This window comes from Methylococcales bacterium (genome assembly GCA_030949405.1).
Lineage (GTDB): Bacteria > Pseudomonadota > Gammaproteobacteria > Methylococcales > Methylomonadaceae > WTBX01.
The window spans coordinates 2,308,168-2,327,778 of sequence record JAUZSN010000002.1; the positions used below are offsets into that span (position 1 = coordinate 2,308,168).

Here is a 19,611-nt window from a genome sequence, read left to right on the forward strand (position 1 = left end):
TTTACCTCTTTATTTTGTAAAAGTTGACCTGATAGTTTTATTTGGATGCGTATAAGTGTATATAATACGCTCTTTTCTAAGTTTAAATCTAAATGAGTAAGCAAATAAAAGCGGTCGCCTTAATTTCAGGTGGCTTAGATTCTATGTTGGCAGCACAAACCGTGATGCAACAAGGTGTTCATGTTGAGGGAATTAATTTTTTTACAGGTTTTTGTGTGGAGGGACATACCCATGCTATTCGTAAAAAAGATAAAGCCAAGCCTAAGCGTAATAACTCGCTATGGGTTGCCGAACAATTGGGAATGAAGCTTCATATCATTGATATTATTGAAGAATATAAAGATGTGTTGATTAATCCTAAACACGGCTATGGAGCCAACATGAACCCCTGTTTAGACTGTAAAATTTTTATGGTCAATAAAGCCAAACAGTGGATTCAAGAAAATGATTTTGATTTTATTATTACGGGTGAGGTCATGGGTCAACGCCCCATGTCTCAACGTAAAGAAACCATGCCGGTGGTTGCTAGAGAATCAGGGGCCGACGATTTATTATTACGCCCTTTATGCGCACAAAATTTACCCATCACGAAACCTGAGCGTGAAGGCTGGGTTAGTCGTGAATTATTACATGATTTTAGTGGGCGTTCACGCAAGCCACAAATGGCTTTAGCCGATAAATTTGGTTTTGAGGACTATGCTCAACCCGCAGGCGGTTGTTGTTTTTTAACCGATGAATCCTACTCTAAAAAATTAGTCGATTTGTGGGAAACACGCGGGGAAAAAGACTATGATTTAGATGATGTCATGTTATTAAAAGTAGGACGACATATTCGTCCAAATCCTCGTTTTAAAGTGATGGTTGCGCGTGAAGATGGGGAAGCTCGCTTTATGACGGGGTATAAAAAACGCTTTATTAATATGAATTGTCGTAGTCATCGAGGGCCTTTGGCTTTATTAGTCGGTGAACCTAATGATGAAGATATAAAATTAGCCGCACAAGTACTGGCTCGCTATGGCCAAGGGCGCGATGAAGCTCTCGTTGAAGTTGAGGTTCGTTTACTTAATGGCGAAACGCAGTTTATTGAGGTTAAACCGTTGTTAACCACTGAAATTCCACAGGCTTGGTTTATATGAGCTTACATTATTTAGATGCGCGGCGATTACTTTGCCCATTACCCGTTATTAGGACTCAAGATAAAATAAAGCAATTACAGGTGGGGGATGAGTTAGAAGTGACTTCAACGGATCCTGGGGTTATGCAAGATATTCCAACGTGGTGTCGTATTAATGGTCATCAGGTTTTAGAAACACATGAGCAAAATAATGATTATATTATTCGATTGCAAGTAGGCGACTAATGACGGAATCATTTAATGCGGATGAAGTAGCAGCGTTAAAATCACGGGTCACGTTTGTGGGTGCGTGGGTTAATGTTTTTTTAACACTCATAAAAATTACTATCGGGATTGTTGGCCAATCAACCGCATTAATTGCAGATGGGATTCATTCCTTTTCAGATTTAGCCAGTGATTTAGTCGTATTAGTTGCGATTAAGTTAGGGTCGCGAGAAGCGGATTATGAGCATCCTTATGGGCATAAGCGTTTTGAAACCTTAGCAACAGTTATTTTAGGCGTCGGATTAATCGTTATTGCGGGTGGGATTGCTTGGGATGGCTGCCAACGATTATTAAACCCTGAAACACTGGTGATTCCCAGTCAAGATACGTTAGGCATTGCTGTGATTTCAATCTTAGCGAATGAATGGCTCTATCACTATACTAAGCGTATTGGGGATATGACGCGCTCTAAATTACTGTTAGCGAATGCGTGGCATCATCGAAGCGATGCGATTTCTTCGGTGATTGTTTTATTGGGGATTGTCGCGGTCTTAATGGGTTACCCTTTTGCCGATTCGATTGCCGCCGTTGTTGTTGCTGTGATGGTGGGGAAAATTGGTTTACATTTGGTTTTAGAGAGTATTAAGGAATTAGTCGATACGTCATTATCTGAAACCATGGTTCAAGATATTCGTCGCGAAATTAAAATAACGCAGGGCGTACAAGGCATTCATTTATTGCGTACCCGACAAATGGGTGAAGATGCCTATATTGATGCACATATTGTGGTGGATGCTAAAATTAGTGTGTCTGAGGGGCATATTATTGGCGATAGAGTTAGAAAAAATTTAACTCATAAATTTGATGATATTGTTGATGTTTTAGTTCATATTGATCCCGAAGATGATGAGTTTAGTGATAATTCGGAGGATTTATTGTCACGGCAAACACTCACTAAACTGCTGGAGAAATCCTTAGGAGAGGCGGTGTACGAACAGATAGATGCCCTCTATATTCATTATTTAAATGATAAGATTGAAATGGAAATCGTTATTCCTCAACACCTATTGTCTGAAACAGAACAGATTAACACTATTAATCAACAGTGTTATGCCCTCGCCAAAAATCATGAAAGTATTACTAAAATTAATTTATTTTTAAAGGTATAAATAAAATGGCTGTTAATCAACCCTCGTTTCCAAAAATGAACCCTGTTGCCGGTATTTCACTGGGGACAACTAATGCAGGGATCAAACAAACGGAACGTGATGACTTATTAGTGATGCAAATGGTTGAGGGGGGAAGTTGTGCCGCTGTTTTTACTCAAAACGCATTTTGTGCCGCCCCTGTTCATGTCGCTAAAGCACATTTGGATAAAAATCCTCGTTGGTTAGTGATTAATTCAGGAAATGCCAATGCAGGAACGGGTCAAAAAGGGATGGACGATGCTTTAAAAACCTGTCATGAAATAGCGGCATTAGTGGGAGAGGCGTATTCTCAAGTGCTGCCTTTTTCAACAGGAGTTATTGGTGAGTCTTTACCGATAGAAAAAATGACGGGTGCTTTTCCTGACGCGATTAAGCACTTAAATGAAACCCATTGGCAACAAGCGGCTACCGCGATTATGACGACGGATACGTTTGCTAAAGGGGTCAGTAACGTGATTGAAATAGAAGGGGAAACGATCACCATCACAGGGATTTCCAAAGGGGCAGGGATGATACAGCCTAATATGGCAACGATGTTAGGTTTTATGGCAACGGACGCTAAAATTGCCCCTGGTTTATTACAACAGTGCTTATCTGATGCCGCTGAACTTTCGTTTAATCGTATTACCATTGATGGCGATACATCAACGAATGATGCCTGTGTTTTAATGGCCAGTGGATGTTCTAAGGCAGCTGAAATTACGGCTGGAAGTGAGGCGTATACACTGTTCTCAACTGCAATTAAAGGCGTTTGTCAATTGTTAGCTGAGGCGATTGTTCGTGATGGCGAGGGAGCGACTAAATTTATTCGTATTCAGGTTGAACAAGCCTTAAGTAAAGAGGAAGCTTTGGCGGTAGGAAAGACGGTAGCTCATTCTCCATTAGTCAAAACGGCTTTTTTTGCCAGTGATCCTAACTGGGGGCGTATTTTAGCCGCTGTTGGGCGAGCGGGGGTTCAAGATTTAGACGTAGAAAAAATTGAAATTTATTTAGATGCGGTTTGTATTGTTGAAAAAGGATGTCGGGCATTAAGTTATACGGAATCCGCAGGACAATCCGTGATGAATAAAGATGAAATTGATGTCACGATAAAACTAGGGCGAGGGGAACACTGTGAAACGATTTTAACCTGTGATTTTTCGTATGATTATGTGAAAATTAATGCGGAATATAGAACCTAAAAGAATGACTAATTTTGGGCCTTCCTCGTTTTTAGACTTAACGAAGGAGGCCCTTTTTGAAATTATTTTATGCTAAATTGATTGAAACTTTCATTTTCATTTAAATAGGTAACCGCTACTTTTTTAACCACTGAAAATAAAGAGCCTTTATGTGACCAGTCAATTAGCTGATCTATTAAGGCTTTATCGGCAATCGCTTTAATTTCGACAGATCCATTGTCTAAGTTTTCGGCATAGCCTTTAATACCTAATTTATCGGCTTGTTTTTTAGCCGCTGCTCGAAAACAAACCCCTTGAACACGTCCTGAGATTAAAATTTTAACGACTTGATTCATCGACTTATCCGCCAGCAATAATGAATTCTAGGACTTCGAGAAAAATCATGGGGAATTGTTGCCGCAGAAAGTTCCTCAATATTTAAATAATCTAAGGCATCCGCATCTAATTTAAAGCGTCTAAAATTAGTTGAAAAATATAAGACCCCGTTATCACTCAATAAAGCCGCTGCATTTTGAATCAACTTAACATGTTCCAATTGAATATCAAAACACTGTTCCATCCGTTTAGAATTAGAAAAAGTAGGCGGATCTAAGAAAATCAAATCAAATTGGCCTGTTGATGTTTGTTGTGCATTTTCTAGCCATTCAACACAGTCACTACGGACAAATTGATAATCTGGACCGTTAAGATTATTTAATTCAAAATTATTTTTTGCCCACTGCAAATAAGTATTTGACATATCAACGGTTAAGGTCGATTTTGCCCCGCCCATTGCCGCATGAACACTGGCGGTTCCTGTATAAGCAAATAAGTTTAAAAAACGTTTTCCTTTTGCTTGTTGAGCGATCATTAAACGTAAAGGACGATGATCTAAAAATAAACCCGTATCTAAATAATCTTCAAAATTAACCCAAAATTGACAAGGACCTTCACGTACGGCTTGGAAATTTTCGGAGTCATTTTGTTTTTCATATTGCGCCGTATGTTTTTGTTTACGTCGAATTTTTAAAAAAACCTGTTGTGCAGGAATATTTAAAATGGTCGGTATTTCGGATAAAAGCCCCGTAAGACGTTGATTTGCTTTATGAGCATCAATGGTTTTAGGTGGATCATATTCTTGAACATTAACCCATAACTGATCGCCGTAATAAATATCAATTGCGACCGCATATTCAGGAAGATCGGCATCATAAAGACGATAACAGGTGATATCCTGCTGCTTTGCCCATTTTTTTAAGTTTTTAAAGTTTTTACGCAAACGATTTGCAAACATCGGGGCGGGAATGTGATTTTCTTCTGTCTGACTGCGTTGAATAACCTGTTCTAAACGTTGAGTTTGATTTTTAGGCTTCGGTGTGAAAAAAGTGGGTTCTTCTATATCGAGGCGTAATAATTTACACTCTAAAGGGCCATTAAAAAAAGTAATTGGTTTATGAGAGCGGATGCCTAATCGAAAGCCTAACTCAGGGTTACTGATAATAATAGACGCTTTCCAACCTGTAAACTGGGCTTTTAAAACCTCGCCAAACTGTTCATAAAGTTGACTAACTTCGGCACTTTCACCTAAGCGTTCCCCATAAGGTGGGTTCGTAACGAGAAGTCCTTTTGCCCAACTTTCAGCGGGCATACACTCGCTAATATCACGTTTTTCTAAATGAATATACTCTTGTAATCCTGCGTTCTCAACGTGTTGTATTGCGGTGGCAATGGTTCGTCTACTAAGGTCAAATCCTACTAATTTAGGAAGTGTTTTTAACCCCTCGGTTTTACGTTCATTTGCTTCATTCAATAATGATTTCCAAAGGGTGTCATTATGATTTTTCCACCCTAGAAATCCATAATAGTCGCGCAATAACCCCGGTGCAAAATCAGCCGCAATCATCGCCGCTTCTAAAACGAACGTGCCTGAACCACACATAGGGTCAATAAAACTGCCCCCATTGGCTGCTATATGCGCCCAATCACTGCGTAATAAAATAGCGGCGGCCAAGTTTTGTTTGATAGGGGCTTTGAGACTCACATCACGATAGCCACGTTTATGCAAGCTGTCGCCCGATAAATCTAAACTTAATTGAGCCTGAGAGCCATTAAGATGAACATTGACATGAATATCAGGTTGGCTGGTGTCAATATTAGGGCGTTTTTGGAATTTGGCTCGCATTTGGTCAACAATAGCATCTTTGACTTTGAGTGCGCCGAAATGGGTATTATTAATGACATCTGAGTTTTTGGCATTAAAGGAAACCATAAAACTACCGTCAGGTTTTAAATGATTAAACCAGTTAATCTTTTTAATGCCATCATACAGGTCTTGTTGTGAATGCATTTCAAACTCAGCTAACCGTAATAGAATACGATTGGCTGTTCTTGACCACAAACAAATACGATAAGCCGTTTCTAATGTTCCCTCAAAGCCAACCCCTGCTATAGTCGGTTTTAAATTGGTTGCACCTAATATTTCAAGTTCATTAGCAAGGAGAGTCTCCATTGCTTTGGGTGTTGTTGCAAAAAGAAGATGGTGGGTCATAAGTTTTAGGGTCAAGTCAAAAGAACGGTTTAGAATAGCACAGCTTGAATTCAATCATTGAATTTGTATTAGAGGGCTTGATAATTTTTAAGCGCAATAACGAGGCGTTTCATTTCAATTTCTAACTGCTCTAACAGATAATTAGCGTCTTGAAGATCGCCTGATTTTCCTATGTCATCTAGTTGAATCGCTAATTCAATTATATTTTTAGCACCAAACGTCGCTAATGTTCCTTTTATCAAATGCCCTATATCACTAATTTTATTGGCATCCACCTCATTAACAGCTTGTCGTATTTGAGTTAATAGTTCGTCGTGTTGTTGCAAATATATTTTTATAATACTGAGAAGAATGGTGTTATCCCCTCCAAATAAAGCAAGAGTGACTTTGATATTAAAAATATTATCATCAACGTCGGTGTTATCAATTTCTTTTTGTTTTGAGGGAAGAACTGTTTCTAAGGGAACAATTGAGGTTAAAATTTTAAATAATTCTGGCACCCTAATAGGTTTTGAGGTGTAATAATTCATCCCCTTAGATAAGCAATTATCTATATCGCTTTTCATCGCTTGTGCAGTGAGGGCGACAATAACGATTGGCGGTAATTGTAAGTCTTTTTCTATTTTACGAATAGCAACGGTTGCTTCAATACCATCCATTTCAGGCATTCTAACATCCATTAAAATAACATCAAATGAATGTTGTTGTTGATAGGTTTCAACGGCTTTTTTACCATTATTAACAATCGTAAAATGAGTAATGCCTTGTTGTTCAAATAATCCTCGCGCGACTTCTTGATTGACTAAATTATCTTCGGCTAACAAAATTCGCATCTTAGGGTTAAGCTGATGATTGTAGGATTTAGATGTTTTAACGCTCGGTTCTTGTACACAGACGGATGATTTAATTTTTGCTAATAATAACGATTGTTGAACGGGTTTCTCTAAAAATCCATTCACTACATCATTAATTTCATCACTTTCTATTTTTGTAATTGAGGTGATTGATGACAAAATAATAATTGGAATCGTTTTCCAGTAAGGCTGGTTACGAATACGTTTAGCTAATTCTAGCCCTGTTAACTCGGGCATTTGATAATCAGTAATAATTAATTGAAAGGCCGATTCTGTTCCTATCACTTGCTCTAATTTATTTAAAGCAATTTGAGGTGTTTCAGCGGTGACAGGCTTCATGTTCCAGTATTCTAAAGTTTCTTTGAGAACCGAGCGTTGCATTGCATTATCATCAATCACTAAAACATGCTTTATTTGTTCAATGCCTTTGAGTGACGGTTTAGAGACAATACTGTCGGCGGGTTTTTCAAAGGCAATGGTAAAATGAAAAATACTGCCTTCCCCTAGTTCACTTTCCAGCCACATTTTACCGCCCATCAACTTCACTAATTGATACGAAATAGAAAGCCCTAACCCTGTTCCGCCATGATGGCGTGTTGTTGACGCATCCGATTGATTAAAAGCACCAAAGACTTTTTCTTGTTTAGATTTTTCAATGCCAATGCCTGTGTCGTGGATAGAAAAATGAAGTTGCAAGCGGTTCTCTGTATTTACCCGCTCTGGATTTTCAAACAGCACGACTTTAATAAGGACTTCACCTTGTGAGGTGAATTTTATAGCATTGCCAGCCAGATTAATAATAACTTGTTGTAGCCGTGTATTATCACCAATAATAATGTGAGGAAGGTCATTAGCAATAGAAAAAATGAGTTCGATGCCTTTTTCATGGGCCTTCATGGCGATAGCGGTTGTCGTTTCCTCAATACATTCACGTAAACCAAACTCATGAAAATCTAAATCCAGTTTATTCGCTTCTATTTTAGAAAAATCAAGAATGTCATTAATCACATTGAGTAATAACTCGGCGGATTGATTTGCAACGGTTAAAAAACGCATTTGGCGTGTATTTAATTGCGTTTTTAAGACTAATTCAATCATCCCAATGACCCCATTTAGAGGGGTACGAATTTCATGACTCATATTTGCTAAAAATTCTGATTTAGCTTGACTAGCGGTTTCAGCGGTTTTTTTGGCTTTTTTTAATTCATTTTCTTTTTGTTTACGGATCGTAATATTTCTAACAAGTCCTAAAAAAACAGGTTGATTATCAATGAAAAATTCACTGACTTGTAATTCCATTGGGAATATATGGCCATCTTTAGAACGAGCCTCAACTTCTCGGTTGAAACCAATCACTTTAGCTTTCTTAGTTTTTAAATAACTTTTTAAGTACGAGTCATGTTCGTCAGCAACCGACTTAGGCATTAATAAGGAGACATTTTTTCCAATTATTTCATCTGGAGAATAGTTGAATATTTTTTCAGAAGCCTTATTAAACGTTAAAACAATACCGCGTGGGTTAATGGTAATTAAGCCATCGACAACATTGTCAACAATAGCTGTTTGATACGCTTCAGAGTTATGTAATGCTTTTTTTGATAAACGCTGCTCTTTTTTTAGTCGCTTTTCAAGCCGTCTAAAGGAGTCGTGCATACCAATAAATAACCCAATTAAAACGGCTAAATAGCTAATTTTAGTAAAAAAATCAATAATACTAAATGTGCCATTGAGTCCACCATCAAGTTCTTTATCGGTGAATGAAATAAATAGTATTTGAGTGAGCGTGTTAATGATAAGGGCTATAATCAACCAATGTTCAAACGAGTCTTTCTTCCAATAACCTTTTTTTAAATAGCCTATTAAGGATATTCCAAAAAATAGCGCAGGAATAATTTCTTGAGGGCGATGAAGAATAAAATTAAAAAAATGCGTGGGTGATAGGGGGATGAACGTAGAAAATAAAAAACTGATCCCTGTTGCAAAGATAATAAGACTAATAATTGTTTTTTTTCTAATGATTCCTTGAGGGCCTAGTTGCTGCTCTCTTTGCCATGCTACATAACTGAACCACAATAAGAGCGATAAAAATAAACGGGAGGTCATGCCGCTCGAAGAAACAAGAAAGGGAAACTCAGAAGGAATATATTTTTCAAACCCAATAGAGGTTACTAGGGTATGATAACCATCTAAAAAGGCGGTCCCCATGTAACCTGTGCCAATAATTAGGTACGTGTTGTTTTTGCCACTATAAAAACGCACGAGCGCCATTGCACCTATAATTAACGCTAACAAGGTAGCGATTGATTCCATTAAGGTGTGTAGCTGATTGGAGCCCTGCCAATTTAAGTTATTCAGAATAAAGTAACTTGTTATCAATGATAGGGCGGTTAACCAATAAATAAAGATATGATTAAAATAAAATTTGTGGGTATTAATCATTAGAATCTCTAATTCAACGGCTGACTATGTCCTCCATTATAAAGGATGTTACTCATTTAATCTTAAAAGTTAGAAAAAGAGTCGATTATGCTTGAATTTTATAGGATTAAAACTATATCTGTTAAGGTATTCTTCTCAAATAATAGGAACTTTATTATGTTGTCTCGTTACCAATTTTTAATTTTTATTTTTTTAGGAATGATGGCTACCTCGTTAGAGGCTGCATTACCTAGTCATGATGACAAAGGAACACCTTTACCTTCATTATCGTCGATGTTAAAACAGGTTAACCCTGCGGTTGTTAATATTTCTACCTTTTCAACCGCTCAAAAAACGTATAACCCGCTCTTAAACGATCCTTTTTTCAAGCATTTTTTTCAAATTCCTAAACAACACCCAGGACAACAACAGCGACGAAAAAAACAACAGAGTGCAGGTTCGGGGGTTATTATTAACAAAGCAGAAGGGTTGGTTGTTACCAATCATCATGTGGTTAATAATGCCGATGAAGTTCATGTTGCTTTAATTGATGGTCGTAGTTTTCCTGCTAAAATTGTAGGCCATGATCCTGAGTTAGATATTGCGTTACTTAAAATAGACGCTGATAATTTAAATGAAGTTCCGCTTGCAAACTCGGATTTATTGGAAGTCGGCGATTTTGCCGTTGCCATTGGGAACCCTTTTGGCTTAGGGCAAACGGTGACCACGGGGATTATTAGTGCATTAGGGCGAACAGGTCTTGGAATAGAAGGGTACGAAAATTTTATTCAGACGGATGCCTCGATTAACCCAGGTAATTCAGGCGGCGCCTTAGTGAGTTTAAAAGGTGAGTTAATTGGTATTAATACCGCCATTATTGCGCCTTCGGGAGGTAATGTAGGAATCGGGTTTGCTATACCAATTAATATAGTTAAAGCCAGCGTTCAACAAATACAGCAGTATGGCGAAGTTAGGCGTGGGCAGATTGGCGTAACTATTCAAGATATTAATCCTGAGTTACGGCGTGCATTTAATTTAAAAAATGGTCAGCAAGGCGTTTTAGTTACTGGTGTCATCAATCATTCATCGGCTCAAAAAGCGGGGATAAAACCAGGCGATGTGATTATTAATATTGACGACAAGCCAACGACCTCAACAGGGCAATTACGAACGCGCATTGGTATTAAAAGCATAGGGGATAGCGTGGTAGTCGCTTTGATTAGAATGGGCAATTTAAAACAGTTTACTGTTAAAGTTGGTAAAAATGAAAATAAAGAGAATAAGGGTTTAAATCATAAATTATTAGTAGGGCTACAGTTAGAAAATAATAGTCAAGGGCAGGGAGTTATTATTATAGGGATGAAACCTAATTCTTTTGCAGCGTCCAAAGGCTTACGCCGAGGCGATATTATTTTAGGAGTCAATAAACAAGTAGCTAATACAATCAATGAGTTAAAATCTATTTTACAGAAGAATGATAAAAATATTTTATTGCTGATAAATCGTCAGGGGCGCATATTTTATTCAGTTATTCGTTAATAGGTAGAGACGTGAAACAGAGCGTTTCTACAGGCTACCAACTTAAGATGGAACACGTTGAGGTTAAGCCGTTCGTGCTGAGTTTATCGAAGTATAAACGGCTTAACCGTCCGCGCCCTTCGACTAGGCTCAGGACGAACGGTTAAGCCTTGTTCCATAGTGTTCTGTCTTAAGTTGGTAGCTGTCTCTACACTGATCTATTTTTATTTTTTTAGTTTAGCGATTCTTCCTTGCGCTAAATATAATGGATTAAAGCAGAGTAAGTAAATACGAATAAAAATAGCCCCTGGACTGAATATGACGGCTTTAATAAATCCTTTGACACCTTGGAAGGGGGCGCGTAAAAAATTTAAAAAAGGTAACAGTGTTAACAACGTTAAGGCGAATTTATTGGCTATCCACAGGGCAAGTATAATTACAATAGGATAAACAGGAAATGAACTTAAGACGAATTGTTGTAGTTCAGGCCAGTAATAATAAAGCAGACCGCCGATCGCTAAAATGATGGGAATCCAAAGCCATACAAAAATTTGCAGAACTTTACCAAAGGTTGATTGAGCAACATCCAATTGTTTAAGATAATCGGGGGTCGGTTTATTCATCCAAGGGGCAATTTGATTAAAGGCCCACGACACTTTAGGGGGGGCTTGTGTCTTATTCTCTTTCGAGGTTTGTTTGAGTTGACTTAATTCCGTTGCACTCATTAAGTAGCCATCCCGCATCAAAGAATACGCTTCTACTTCCGTAAACGCATCTAAATCGGTACGCATTTTAGAAAGTTTTTCTTGGACTTTATCATTAACTCCAAACGCATTCGTTGTTGATTCGAATATTTCATCTTTTTCAGCAGGTTCGTTGTATTCATTATTCCAGCTGATTTCTCGAACTTCCAACCCTTTACGTAGGTTCATAAAGGCAATATTATCAATATTGTCGGTGCGTGCAATTAAGTGTAATAAACCTTCGGTACGCGCACGGTCTTGTAAAATGGTACTGACCCGTAAAAGTGTGGGGATAGGTTTGGTATCCACTTGACTTTCAAACCCCATTTGTCCTGAAGCATCACTAATAATAAATTGCGTACAGTCGTTATTTAATAAACTTTCTGTTCCTTGGTTATCAAAAACGCCGCCATCAACAAGTTGAGGGGTGACTTCTTCTTCTTTATCTCTATTATCATAAAGCCCCTTAATTGATAACGGGGAAAATAATCCTGGAACAGAGGCCGAAGCCGCTACAGCATGGCCTAACGAAATATGTTGTTGCTGTTTTACCATACTTTGATAACCATTGCGCGCTCTGCGCAAACGAATAGGTTTTTTATCAATATAAATAAATTTAGAGGCGGTATCAGGGATATAATTAGAGGGTTCCCCCATTGTTTGTGCCGTAAACTGCCAATTGCGCCCTCCATTTAAAGTTGTTGCATTTAAGATTAAAATAGGGACTTTAGCAGATCGAGTTGCATTATCTTTTCTTGGAAAAAAGTTACTTTCACAGCCAGGTGGGTAAATTTTTAAATTTTGCATTTCAATAGGATTACTTTCATCTTCTAACACGGATTGATAAAAATAGTCGTTGTAAAGCTCGGCAATACGACTACTGCGTGAATAATTTGAACTGATGAGCATTTTGAAATTTTTTATAAAATTTCCAAATGTAGCCATTCGAATATTTTTTTCAGTCGCTTTTAAAAAATCAACTTCTATGATTTTTACAATATCAATATAATCTTGATCGGTAATGTCATCATCAACTTTACTTTCAAGTAATTTTTTAAGATGTAAATAATACAAAGCCCCGATAACAGAGCCGCCTGATACGGTAGAAATCACCTCAACTGAACGTAACAATCCTTGTTCAGCCATTTGTGCTAGAATGCCAATATGATAAAAAGAGGCACGAAAACCGCCTCCTGAAAGACCTAATCCTAATTTTTCGGATGACTGTGTTGACATGATATTTATCCTATTGTAATTATTCTAAGATGAAGAAATAGTGTAGCATAACCCTCTGTTTTTTTGCCTTCTGTGAGTTTATTCATGCCCCTTTTATTGTCCAATGATTACACTAAGCTTGCCGTTCTTTATCAAAATCAAGGGGATATATTAATGTCTCAACAACTCGCTGAAAAATTAGCCCTCCCTCTTTATTTATCAACGAGTGAGATTAAAGAGGAACATTTTTTTTTAAGTTATCGTGAAGAAAGGTTAGTTCTTTTAGATAAAGCACAGCTTAAAAAAGGCGGCTTGAGTGTTAATATTAATGCTCGACCTGGTGAAAAACGCTCTTATCCTGCCCCAAGGCAAAATGATTTAGCCAAAGCTTTAGGACGAAAAACTAAAACTATTATTGATGCAACGACAGGATGGGGGCAAGATGCCCTTTTTATGTTTCGGATGGGTTATCAGGTTCAATGTTTTGAACGCTCACCTATGATGGCGGCCTTGTTAGACGATGCTTTTTTGCGTTTAGAAAAATTAGAATGGATGCAAAAACTTCAATTAAATTCGCCTAAATTAACCCAAGGGGATGCGATTAAACTCTTAACTACCTTAGATAACGCGCCCGATTGTATTTATCTTGATCCGATGTTTCCGCCTAAACGTAAAAAATCGGCCTTAGCCAAAAAATCAATGCAACTATTACATACCTTATTAGGGCAAGATGAGGATAAAGATAAGCTCTTTGTAGCAGCAATGGCGGCAACGGCAAAACGTGTAGTGATAAAAAGTCCTGATTATGCAGAACCTTTAGGCGGTAAGCCCACTGAAAGTTTTAAAGGCAAATTGTTACGTTATGATGTTTATTTAAAATAACGAGGCATTGTTAGCGATTATATTCCTTGGGCTAAAGGCTTTATTTGTGCTGAATTTTAGATTACACATTATAATAGTGCCTTAGAAAGTCTAGTTTCTAAAGAGTGATGATTTAATTCATATCATTCATACTAGACTCCGTATAAAAAATTAATAACTTTAAAAAATTTGGAAAATCAAATTATGATTATCAACGGTGTCAGTATTGATGAAACCTTCGCCGAAGCGTTTCCTATGAAAGCTACGCGGGTTATTATTACCGCGCAAACGCCTCAATGGGCCTATAACTCGGCACAATCAATGACAGGGTTTGCAACGTCTGTTATTGGTTGTGGTTGTGAAGCCGATATTGAGAAAATACTCCCTGCCTCTGAAACACCCGACGGTCGCCCTGGTGTATCTGTTATGATTTTTGCTATGGGTGGCAAAAGTTTAATGAAACAATTAGAGAATAGAGCAGGGCAGAGTGTATTAACCTCCCCAACATCCGCTTTATTTTCAGGGATAGATGGCGGAAAACGTATTCCTTTAGGTAAAAATTTACGTTATTTTGGCGATGGTTTTCAAACATCCAAGTTAATTGATGACAAGCGTTATTGGCGAATTCCTGTGATGGATGGTGAGTTTCTAGTTGAAGAAACAACGGGGCAAGTTGAAGCGATTGGTGGTGGAAATTTAATTGTTTTGGCAACATCAGAAGTCGATGCGTTAACGGCCTGTGAAAAAGCCGTTGAAGAAATGCGTAAAATTCCTAATATAATCTTACCCTTTCCTGGGGGTGTCGTTCGTTCGGGTTCAAAAGTAGGCTCTAAATATAAGGCATTAAGTGCATCAAGTAATGATGCTTTTTGTCCTACATTAAAAGGGATTACGAAAACAGAATTATCAGCTGAAATTGAATCGGTAATGGAAATTGTTATTGATGGGTTAACGGAAGACGATATTAAAAAAGCGATGCGCGTGGGCATTGAAACCTTTTGTTCTATCGGTGCTTACAATGGGATTAAACGAATTAGTGCTGGAAATTATGGCGGTAAATTAGGTCCGTATCATTTCCATTTACAGGAGATTATGGCATGAGTGCATTAACCTTTAAATTAAAAACAAAACCAAGTCAGCGTGTTGATATGTCACCTTTAGTTTGCCATTTATTGAAGGATAAAAGCCCTAGCGATATAGGGTCTATTGAATTAGTGAGTGGTAAATCTCAGATTCGTGTGGATCAATTATTTCACATTTCAGGTTTTGATACGCAGAATATTATTATAGATAATAGCTGTGAAAAATTAGATTTTATTGCCAAATCCTTAGAAGCGGGGAAGGTAACCGTTAACGGTAATGTGGGGGCTTATTTAGCCCAAGAAATGAAGTCAGGAACCGTTGAAATTAATGGTAATACGGGTATTTTTGCCGCGTGTGAAATGAAACAAGGTTTATTGACTATTAAAGGGAATGCAGGCGATTTTTTAGGCGGGGCCTTAATTGGAAATAAACAGGGAATGAAGGGGGGAACTGTTTTAGTTAAAGGCAATGCGGGTGATCGCGTAGGGGATCACATGCGTCGTGGATTAATATTGGTTGAAGGTAATGTCGGTGATTATTGCGGCTCTCGAATGACCGCAGGAACTATTGCGGTGATGGGCGTTACAGGAAAATTTTTAGGCTATGCCATGCGTAGGGGCACCTTATTATTATGGCAATCACCTAAATTATCCGCTACCTTTAATGATTGTGGCTCTCATACGCTGTCATTTTTACCGATGTTGTTTAAATCCTTTAAAAAACTGAACTCTAAGTTTTCGGATGTTAATTCTGCGTTTAATCGCGCGCAACGTTATGTCGGCGATGTTGCTGAAATAGGGCGTGGTGAAATTTTAGTAAAGCTTTAGGGGGAATAACACGAAGAACTTAAGTTAATAGCGTTCTGTCTCGTAGACAGCGATAGCCGATAATATATCGGCTATCCAGTGGGTTAGCGGGTCTCTTTAGAGACTCGATAACCTCGACCGCGTAATGTTTCTATGGGTTTAGTAACCCCTTGAGGATCTATTTTTTTTCGTAACCGCCCTACAAAAACTTCAATAACATTACTGTCACGGTCAAAATCTTCCTCATAAATATGATCGGTTAATACCGCCTTCGATATAACTTCCCCACGATGAAACATTAAATATTCTAAGACCTTATATTCATAAGCCGTTAATTCTATAACCTTATCATCGACTAAAACCGTTTGGGCAAGGGTATCTAACTTAATATTCTTATAGATTAAAATAGGTTTAGCATTACCTGTCGAGCGACGAATTAGCGCATTAATACGCGCCTGTAACTCTTCATAATGAAACGGTTTCGATAAATAATCATCGGCCCCTGATTCAAGCCCCTCCACTTTATCTTGCCAACGATTACGTGCCGTTAATAATAAAATGGGCGTGTCAATGTTATTTTCTCGTAGACGTTTAACGAGTTCTATTCCTGAAAAATCAGGCAATCCGATATCAATAATGGCCACGTCAATAGGATATTCTTTAGCTAAGTAATAGCCTTCTTGCGCATTATAGGCATTATCAACAACAAACCCTTTGCTAATAAAATACTGCTGTATTTGCTGGCAAAGAATTTTTTCATCTTCAACAATTAAAACTCGCATTTTACGGATCTTTACGCTTTTCTTTATCTACGTTGTCTAAATTTTCTCCTGTTTCAGCATCAATTTGAATATGCTGAATGCGTCCTTTCTCAGTTAAAATTTTAATAATATGAATTTCTTTATTTTCTACCGTTTTAGTTTCAGCATTCAAAACTTTATTTTGAGTATCTTCCGTTATTTTTTTAGTGGCTTCATCAAGGGTGATAGGGGCCGCTGCCTCTTCTTGAGTTTTAGCGAAAGAAATAGCTGAAAATAAAATAAGTAAGGTAATAATTGGGATAATAGACTTCATGATTGCTCCACTATGTAAAAAAAGGAAAAAGAAATGCCTTTCTTAGCATTATAATTGACGTTTTCTATCACGTTTGATGGTGATTTAAAGTAACTAATGGATTTATACAATTAACGTACCTAAATATCACTATTCAGATACGTTAAAAGCAAAAATTTAGGATAAATACGCGCGTATAAAATTAGGGTTTGTAGTTCAAAAAATACGATAAGTTTAGTGTAAAAAAATGTGCTGAAGGGCACTATTAAACGATTGAGAAAATGATGCACCTAAATTACTGGCCAGTTTATCCAGTAACCGTTCTTGCGGTGTAAAGTTTAAAGTGTTCTCTGTCCCCATTTCATCTTTTGCAACACTATCAATCGTACCAAAGCCATCTGCAAGTCCAAGTTTAACGCCTTTTGCACCCGTCCAGACTAACCCTGAAAACATATCATCGGATTCCACAAGGCGATCACCTCGTCCCGTACGAACCGCATCAATAAATTGTTGATGCACTTCATCGAGTAATGCTTGCATGTGTTGGGTTTCTTCTTCATTGGTTGGTGAAAAAGGATCAAGCATCGCTTTATGAGTCCCAGCGGTTAATAAGCGTCGTTCTACCCCCAGCTTTTCTAAAACATCAACAAAGCCAAATCCGTTCATAATGACCCCAATAGAGCCAATAATACTTGCGGGACTCACAAAAATTTTATCGCTAGCCGCCGCAATGTAATAGCCTCCAGAGGCACAAATATCACCCACCACAGAATAAATAGGTAAATCAGGATGTTTCTCTTTAAGCTGTCTTATTTCATCATAGATATAAGCGGATTGAACAGGGCTTCCACCTGGCGAGTTAATATTCAAAATAATACCTTTAGTATTACTATCCTTAGCCGCCTTTCGTAAGCCATCAATAATACTGTCCGCATTAGCCGTCTCACTTGCAGCAATGACCCCTAAAATATCAATAACCGCGACATGAGGCTTGTTACCTGTTGAGAAGCCGTCTTTAAATTTAGGATAAAGGGTCATGGCCAAGATACCTAATAAATAGATAAACATCAGCGATTTAAAAAAATTACTCCATCGACGACTACGACGTTGTTCAACAACCGCCGCTAGAGCCACTTTTTCAAGTATTTCTCGTTCCCATGTTGGTTTTTTTGAGGGGGGTCTTGGAGGGGCTTGGTTTTCCATTTGCATTAGCCTTTTATAAATTCAAGTAATTCAGCCGTTTGATTTAAACAGTGTAACGGTTGATATTGTTGTAATAATGTAACTGGGTGCGCGCCACAAGCAACCCCTATCGCTGAAACATGGGCATTAAGTGCCATTTGTAAATCATGACTGGAGTCGCCAACCATTAAGGTATGCTCGGCGTTTATATTTGCTTGTTGCATAATTTCTTCCAACATTGTTGGATCAGGTTTTGATGTCGTTTCATCCGCACAGCGAGTCGTAAAAAATAGCTCAGTCATTTGGGTTGCTTGTAAGGCTTTATTTAGGCCAATTCTATTTTTTCCTGTGGCAACGGCTAGTAAAATTTCTGCTTGTTTCAACTCAAATAAGAGCTCTTTAACGCCTGAAAATAAATCTTGAGGGGTCATCGGTTTAGAAAAAAATTCTTGACTATAACTGTTGGCTAATTTTTGTAATGTGTTGTTATCTGCGTTTGGAAATAAAATCGTCATCGCTTTAGGCAGACTGAGTCCAATAATATCTTTGACTGCTTGCGAATCAGGCCTATCAACGTCATAATTGAGGGCGGCTGTTTGCGCACTATGAACAATCCAATCAATTGAATCAACTAAGGTACCATCCCAATCAAAAATAATTAATTTAAAGCGATTGTTCATGGTTCAATAAAGTCGTTAAAGAAGACGGTAAGGGTGCATCAAGCGTGATAATTTCACCTGTACTGGGATGAGGAAAACGCAAACTTTTAGCATGAAGAAATAAACGTTTATACCCTTTTTGTTTAAATTGTTGATTAATAGAACGGTCTCCATAACGCTCATCTGCAATAATGGGATGACCCAAATAAGCGGCGTGAACTCTAATCTGATGCGTCCGCCCTGTTTTAGGACTGGCCTCCACTAACGTTGCATTTTGAAATCGTTGCATTCGTCTAAAAAAAGTCTGTGCTTGTTTTCCCGCCTTACTGACAACGACCATCCGTTCGCCACTTTTAGCCGTATTTTTTAATAACGGAACATCAACTTCTTGCTTTTTACGTTGCCAACACCCCGCAAGCAAAGCGAGATAAGTCTTCTGGATACCATCCCCTCGGAAAAGTTCATGCAGTGAACGTAACGCACTCCGTTTTTTAGCAATTAATAAGCAGCCCGAAGTGTCTTTATCAAGACGGTGAACCAATTCAAGGTAATGCGCGTCAGGGCGTAATACTCTTAATGCCTCAATAACACCCGAGTCAATACCTGTTCCACCATGCACAGCAAAGCCTGATGGTTTATTTAACGCCATTAAAAACTCATCCTCAAAAAGAATATCATTTTCTAAACTGTTTTTTAAAGCGGATTTAATAAAAACGTTTTGCGTTTTTTCAGCCAGCCTAACGGGCGGGATTCTAACTTTATCCCCGCAAGTAAGACGATATTTTACATTGACCCGCCCTTTATTAATACGGACTTCACCCTTACGAATAATCCGATAAATCCGACTTCTAGGAACCCCTTTTAAATGCGTAATTAAAAAATTATCCAGTCTTTGTCCAGCCTGATCTTCGTCAATATCGACCCATGTAACGTGGGGTTTAATTTCATTTTTATCAATATTCAT

17 protein-coding genes are annotated in these 19,611 nt (G+C 38.0%); 8 read left to right on the forward strand and 9 right to left on the reverse strand.

What is annotated here, in order from left to right; genetic code table 11:
* Nucleotides 1-92: 92 nt before the first annotated feature.
* From Q9M50_11910 to argJ, 4 genes are read left to right on the forward strand one after another with little or no spacing between them, the layout of a single operon-like run.
* The gene (locus Q9M50_11910; protein MDQ7091316.1) at nucleotides 93-1,136 is read left to right on the forward strand and encodes a tRNA (5-methylaminomethyl-2-thiouridylate)-methyltransferase; all 1,044 of its coding nucleotides are present in this window, start codon (nucleotides 93-95) and stop codon (nucleotides 1,134-1,136) included.
* Nucleotides 1,133-1,360 (forward strand): sulfurtransferase TusA family protein, encoded by a 228-nt coding sequence (locus tag Q9M50_11915; GenBank protein ID MDQ7091317.1) that lies wholly within the window; start codon nucleotides 1,133-1,135, stop codon nucleotides 1,358-1,360. Before Q9M50_11910 ends, Q9M50_11915 begins: the two co-directional genes overlap by 4 nt.
* The gene (locus Q9M50_11920) at nucleotides 1,360-2,508 is read left to right on the forward strand and encodes a cation diffusion facilitator family transporter (GenBank protein MDQ7091318.1); all 1,149 of its coding nucleotides are present in this window, start codon (nucleotides 1,360-1,362) and stop codon (nucleotides 2,506-2,508) included. Before Q9M50_11915 ends, Q9M50_11920 begins: the two co-directional genes overlap by 1 nt.
* A gap of 5 nt (nucleotides 2,509-2,513) precedes the next feature.
* On the forward strand, nucleotides 2,514-3,728 hold the full coding sequence (argJ, locus tag Q9M50_11925; GenBank protein ID MDQ7091319.1) for a bifunctional glutamate N-acetyltransferase/amino-acid acetyltransferase ArgJ: 1,215 nt from the start codon (nucleotides 2,514-2,516) through the stop codon (nucleotides 3,726-3,728).
* A 62-nt stretch (nucleotides 3,729-3,790) separates the two neighbouring features.
* Here the strand turns inward: argJ and Q9M50_11930 are convergent, their stop codons facing one another.
* From Q9M50_11930 to Q9M50_11940, 3 genes are all read right to left on the reverse strand, one after another.
* Nucleotides 3,791-4,063 carry an acylphosphatase gene (locus Q9M50_11930; GenBank protein ID MDQ7091320.1) on the reverse strand — a complete coding sequence of 91 codons (273 nt, stop codon included), beginning with the start codon at nucleotides 4,061-4,063 and terminating at the stop codon, nucleotides 3,791-3,793.
* On the reverse strand, nucleotides 4,060-6,255 hold the full coding sequence (gene rlmKL / locus Q9M50_11935) for a bifunctional 23S rRNA (guanine(2069)-N(7))-methyltransferase RlmK/23S rRNA (guanine(2445)-N(2))-methyltransferase RlmL (GenBank protein ID MDQ7091321.1): 2,196 nt from the start codon (nucleotides 6,253-6,255) through the stop codon (nucleotides 4,060-4,062). Before rlmKL ends, Q9M50_11930 begins: the two co-directional genes overlap by 4 nt.
* A 68-nt stretch (nucleotides 6,256-6,323) precedes the next feature.
* Nucleotides 6,324-9,377 (reverse strand): response regulator, encoded by a 3,054-nt coding sequence (locus Q9M50_11940; protein MDQ7091322.1) that lies wholly within the window; start codon nucleotides 9,375-9,377, stop codon nucleotides 6,324-6,326.
* Between the two features lie 327 nt (nucleotides 9,378-9,704).
* Between Q9M50_11940 and Q9M50_11945 the strand changes: the two genes are divergently transcribed.
* Nucleotides 9,705-11,066, forward strand: coding sequence for a Do family serine endopeptidase (locus Q9M50_11945; GenBank protein MDQ7091323.1), 1,362 nt, complete (start codon nucleotides 9,705-9,707; stop codon nucleotides 11,064-11,066).
* Nucleotides 11,067-11,269: 203 nt separating this feature from the next.
* Here the strand turns inward: Q9M50_11945 and Q9M50_11950 are convergent, their stop codons facing one another.
* Nucleotides 11,270-13,024 (reverse strand): patatin-like phospholipase family protein, encoded by a 1,755-nt coding sequence (locus tag Q9M50_11950; GenBank protein ID MDQ7091324.1) that lies wholly within the window; start codon nucleotides 13,022-13,024, stop codon nucleotides 11,270-11,272.
* A gap of 153 nt (nucleotides 13,025-13,177) precedes the next feature.
* On the opposite strand from Q9M50_11950, the gene Q9M50_11955 reads away from it, so the two are divergent.
* The 3 genes from Q9M50_11955 (at nucleotide 13,178) to Q9M50_11965 (ending at nucleotide 15,774) form a co-directional block, all read left to right on the forward strand.
* Nucleotides 13,178-13,885 (forward strand): class I SAM-dependent methyltransferase, encoded by a 708-nt coding sequence (locus Q9M50_11955; GenBank protein ID MDQ7091325.1) that lies wholly within the window; start codon nucleotides 13,178-13,180, stop codon nucleotides 13,883-13,885.
* A 168-nt stretch (nucleotides 13,886-14,053) separates the two neighbouring features.
* Nucleotides 14,054-14,965: a formylmethanofuran--tetrahydromethanopterin N-formyltransferase gene (fhcD, locus tag Q9M50_11960; protein MDQ7091326.1), complete on the forward strand. Its 912-nt coding sequence runs from the start codon at nucleotides 14,054-14,056 to the stop codon at nucleotides 14,963-14,965.
* Nucleotides 14,962-15,774, forward strand: coding sequence for a formylmethanofuran dehydrogenase subunit C (locus Q9M50_11965; protein MDQ7091327.1), 813 nt, complete (start codon nucleotides 14,962-14,964; stop codon nucleotides 15,772-15,774). Before fhcD ends, Q9M50_11965 begins: the two co-directional genes overlap by 4 nt.
* A gap of 83 nt (nucleotides 15,775-15,857) precedes the next feature.
* On the opposite strand, the gene Q9M50_11970 is transcribed toward Q9M50_11965, so the two are convergent.
* The 5 genes from Q9M50_11970 to rluC all read right to left on the reverse strand — a co-directional run bounded on the left by Q9M50_11970 (nucleotide 15,858) and on the right by rluC (nucleotide 19,611).
* Nucleotides 15,858-16,535: a response regulator transcription factor gene (locus Q9M50_11970; GenBank protein ID MDQ7091328.1), complete on the reverse strand. Its 678-nt coding sequence runs from the start codon at nucleotides 16,533-16,535 to the stop codon at nucleotides 15,858-15,860.
* 1 nt (nucleotide 16,536) lies between these two features.
* Entirely contained in the window at nucleotides 16,537-16,827 is a 291-nt protein-coding gene (locus Q9M50_11975; protein ID MDQ7091329.1) for a hypothetical protein, read from the reverse strand.
* Between the two features lie 213 nt (nucleotides 16,828-17,040).
* Nucleotides 17,041-18,009: a signal peptide peptidase SppA gene (gene sppA / locus Q9M50_11980; protein MDQ7091330.1), complete on the reverse strand. Its 969-nt coding sequence runs from the start codon at nucleotides 18,007-18,009 to the stop codon at nucleotides 17,041-17,043.
* Nucleotides 18,010-18,014: 5 nt separating this feature from the next.
* Nucleotides 18,015-18,668 carry an HAD-IA family hydrolase gene (locus tag Q9M50_11985; GenBank protein ID MDQ7091331.1) on the reverse strand — a complete coding sequence of 218 codons (654 nt, stop codon included), beginning with the start codon at nucleotides 18,666-18,668 and terminating at the stop codon, nucleotides 18,015-18,017.
* Nucleotides 18,652-19,611 carry a 23S rRNA pseudouridine(955/2504/2580) synthase RluC gene (gene rluC, locus Q9M50_11990; GenBank protein ID MDQ7091332.1) on the reverse strand — a complete coding sequence of 320 codons (960 nt, stop codon included), beginning with the start codon at nucleotides 19,609-19,611 and terminating at the stop codon, nucleotides 18,652-18,654. Before rluC ends, Q9M50_11985 begins: the two co-directional genes overlap by 17 nt.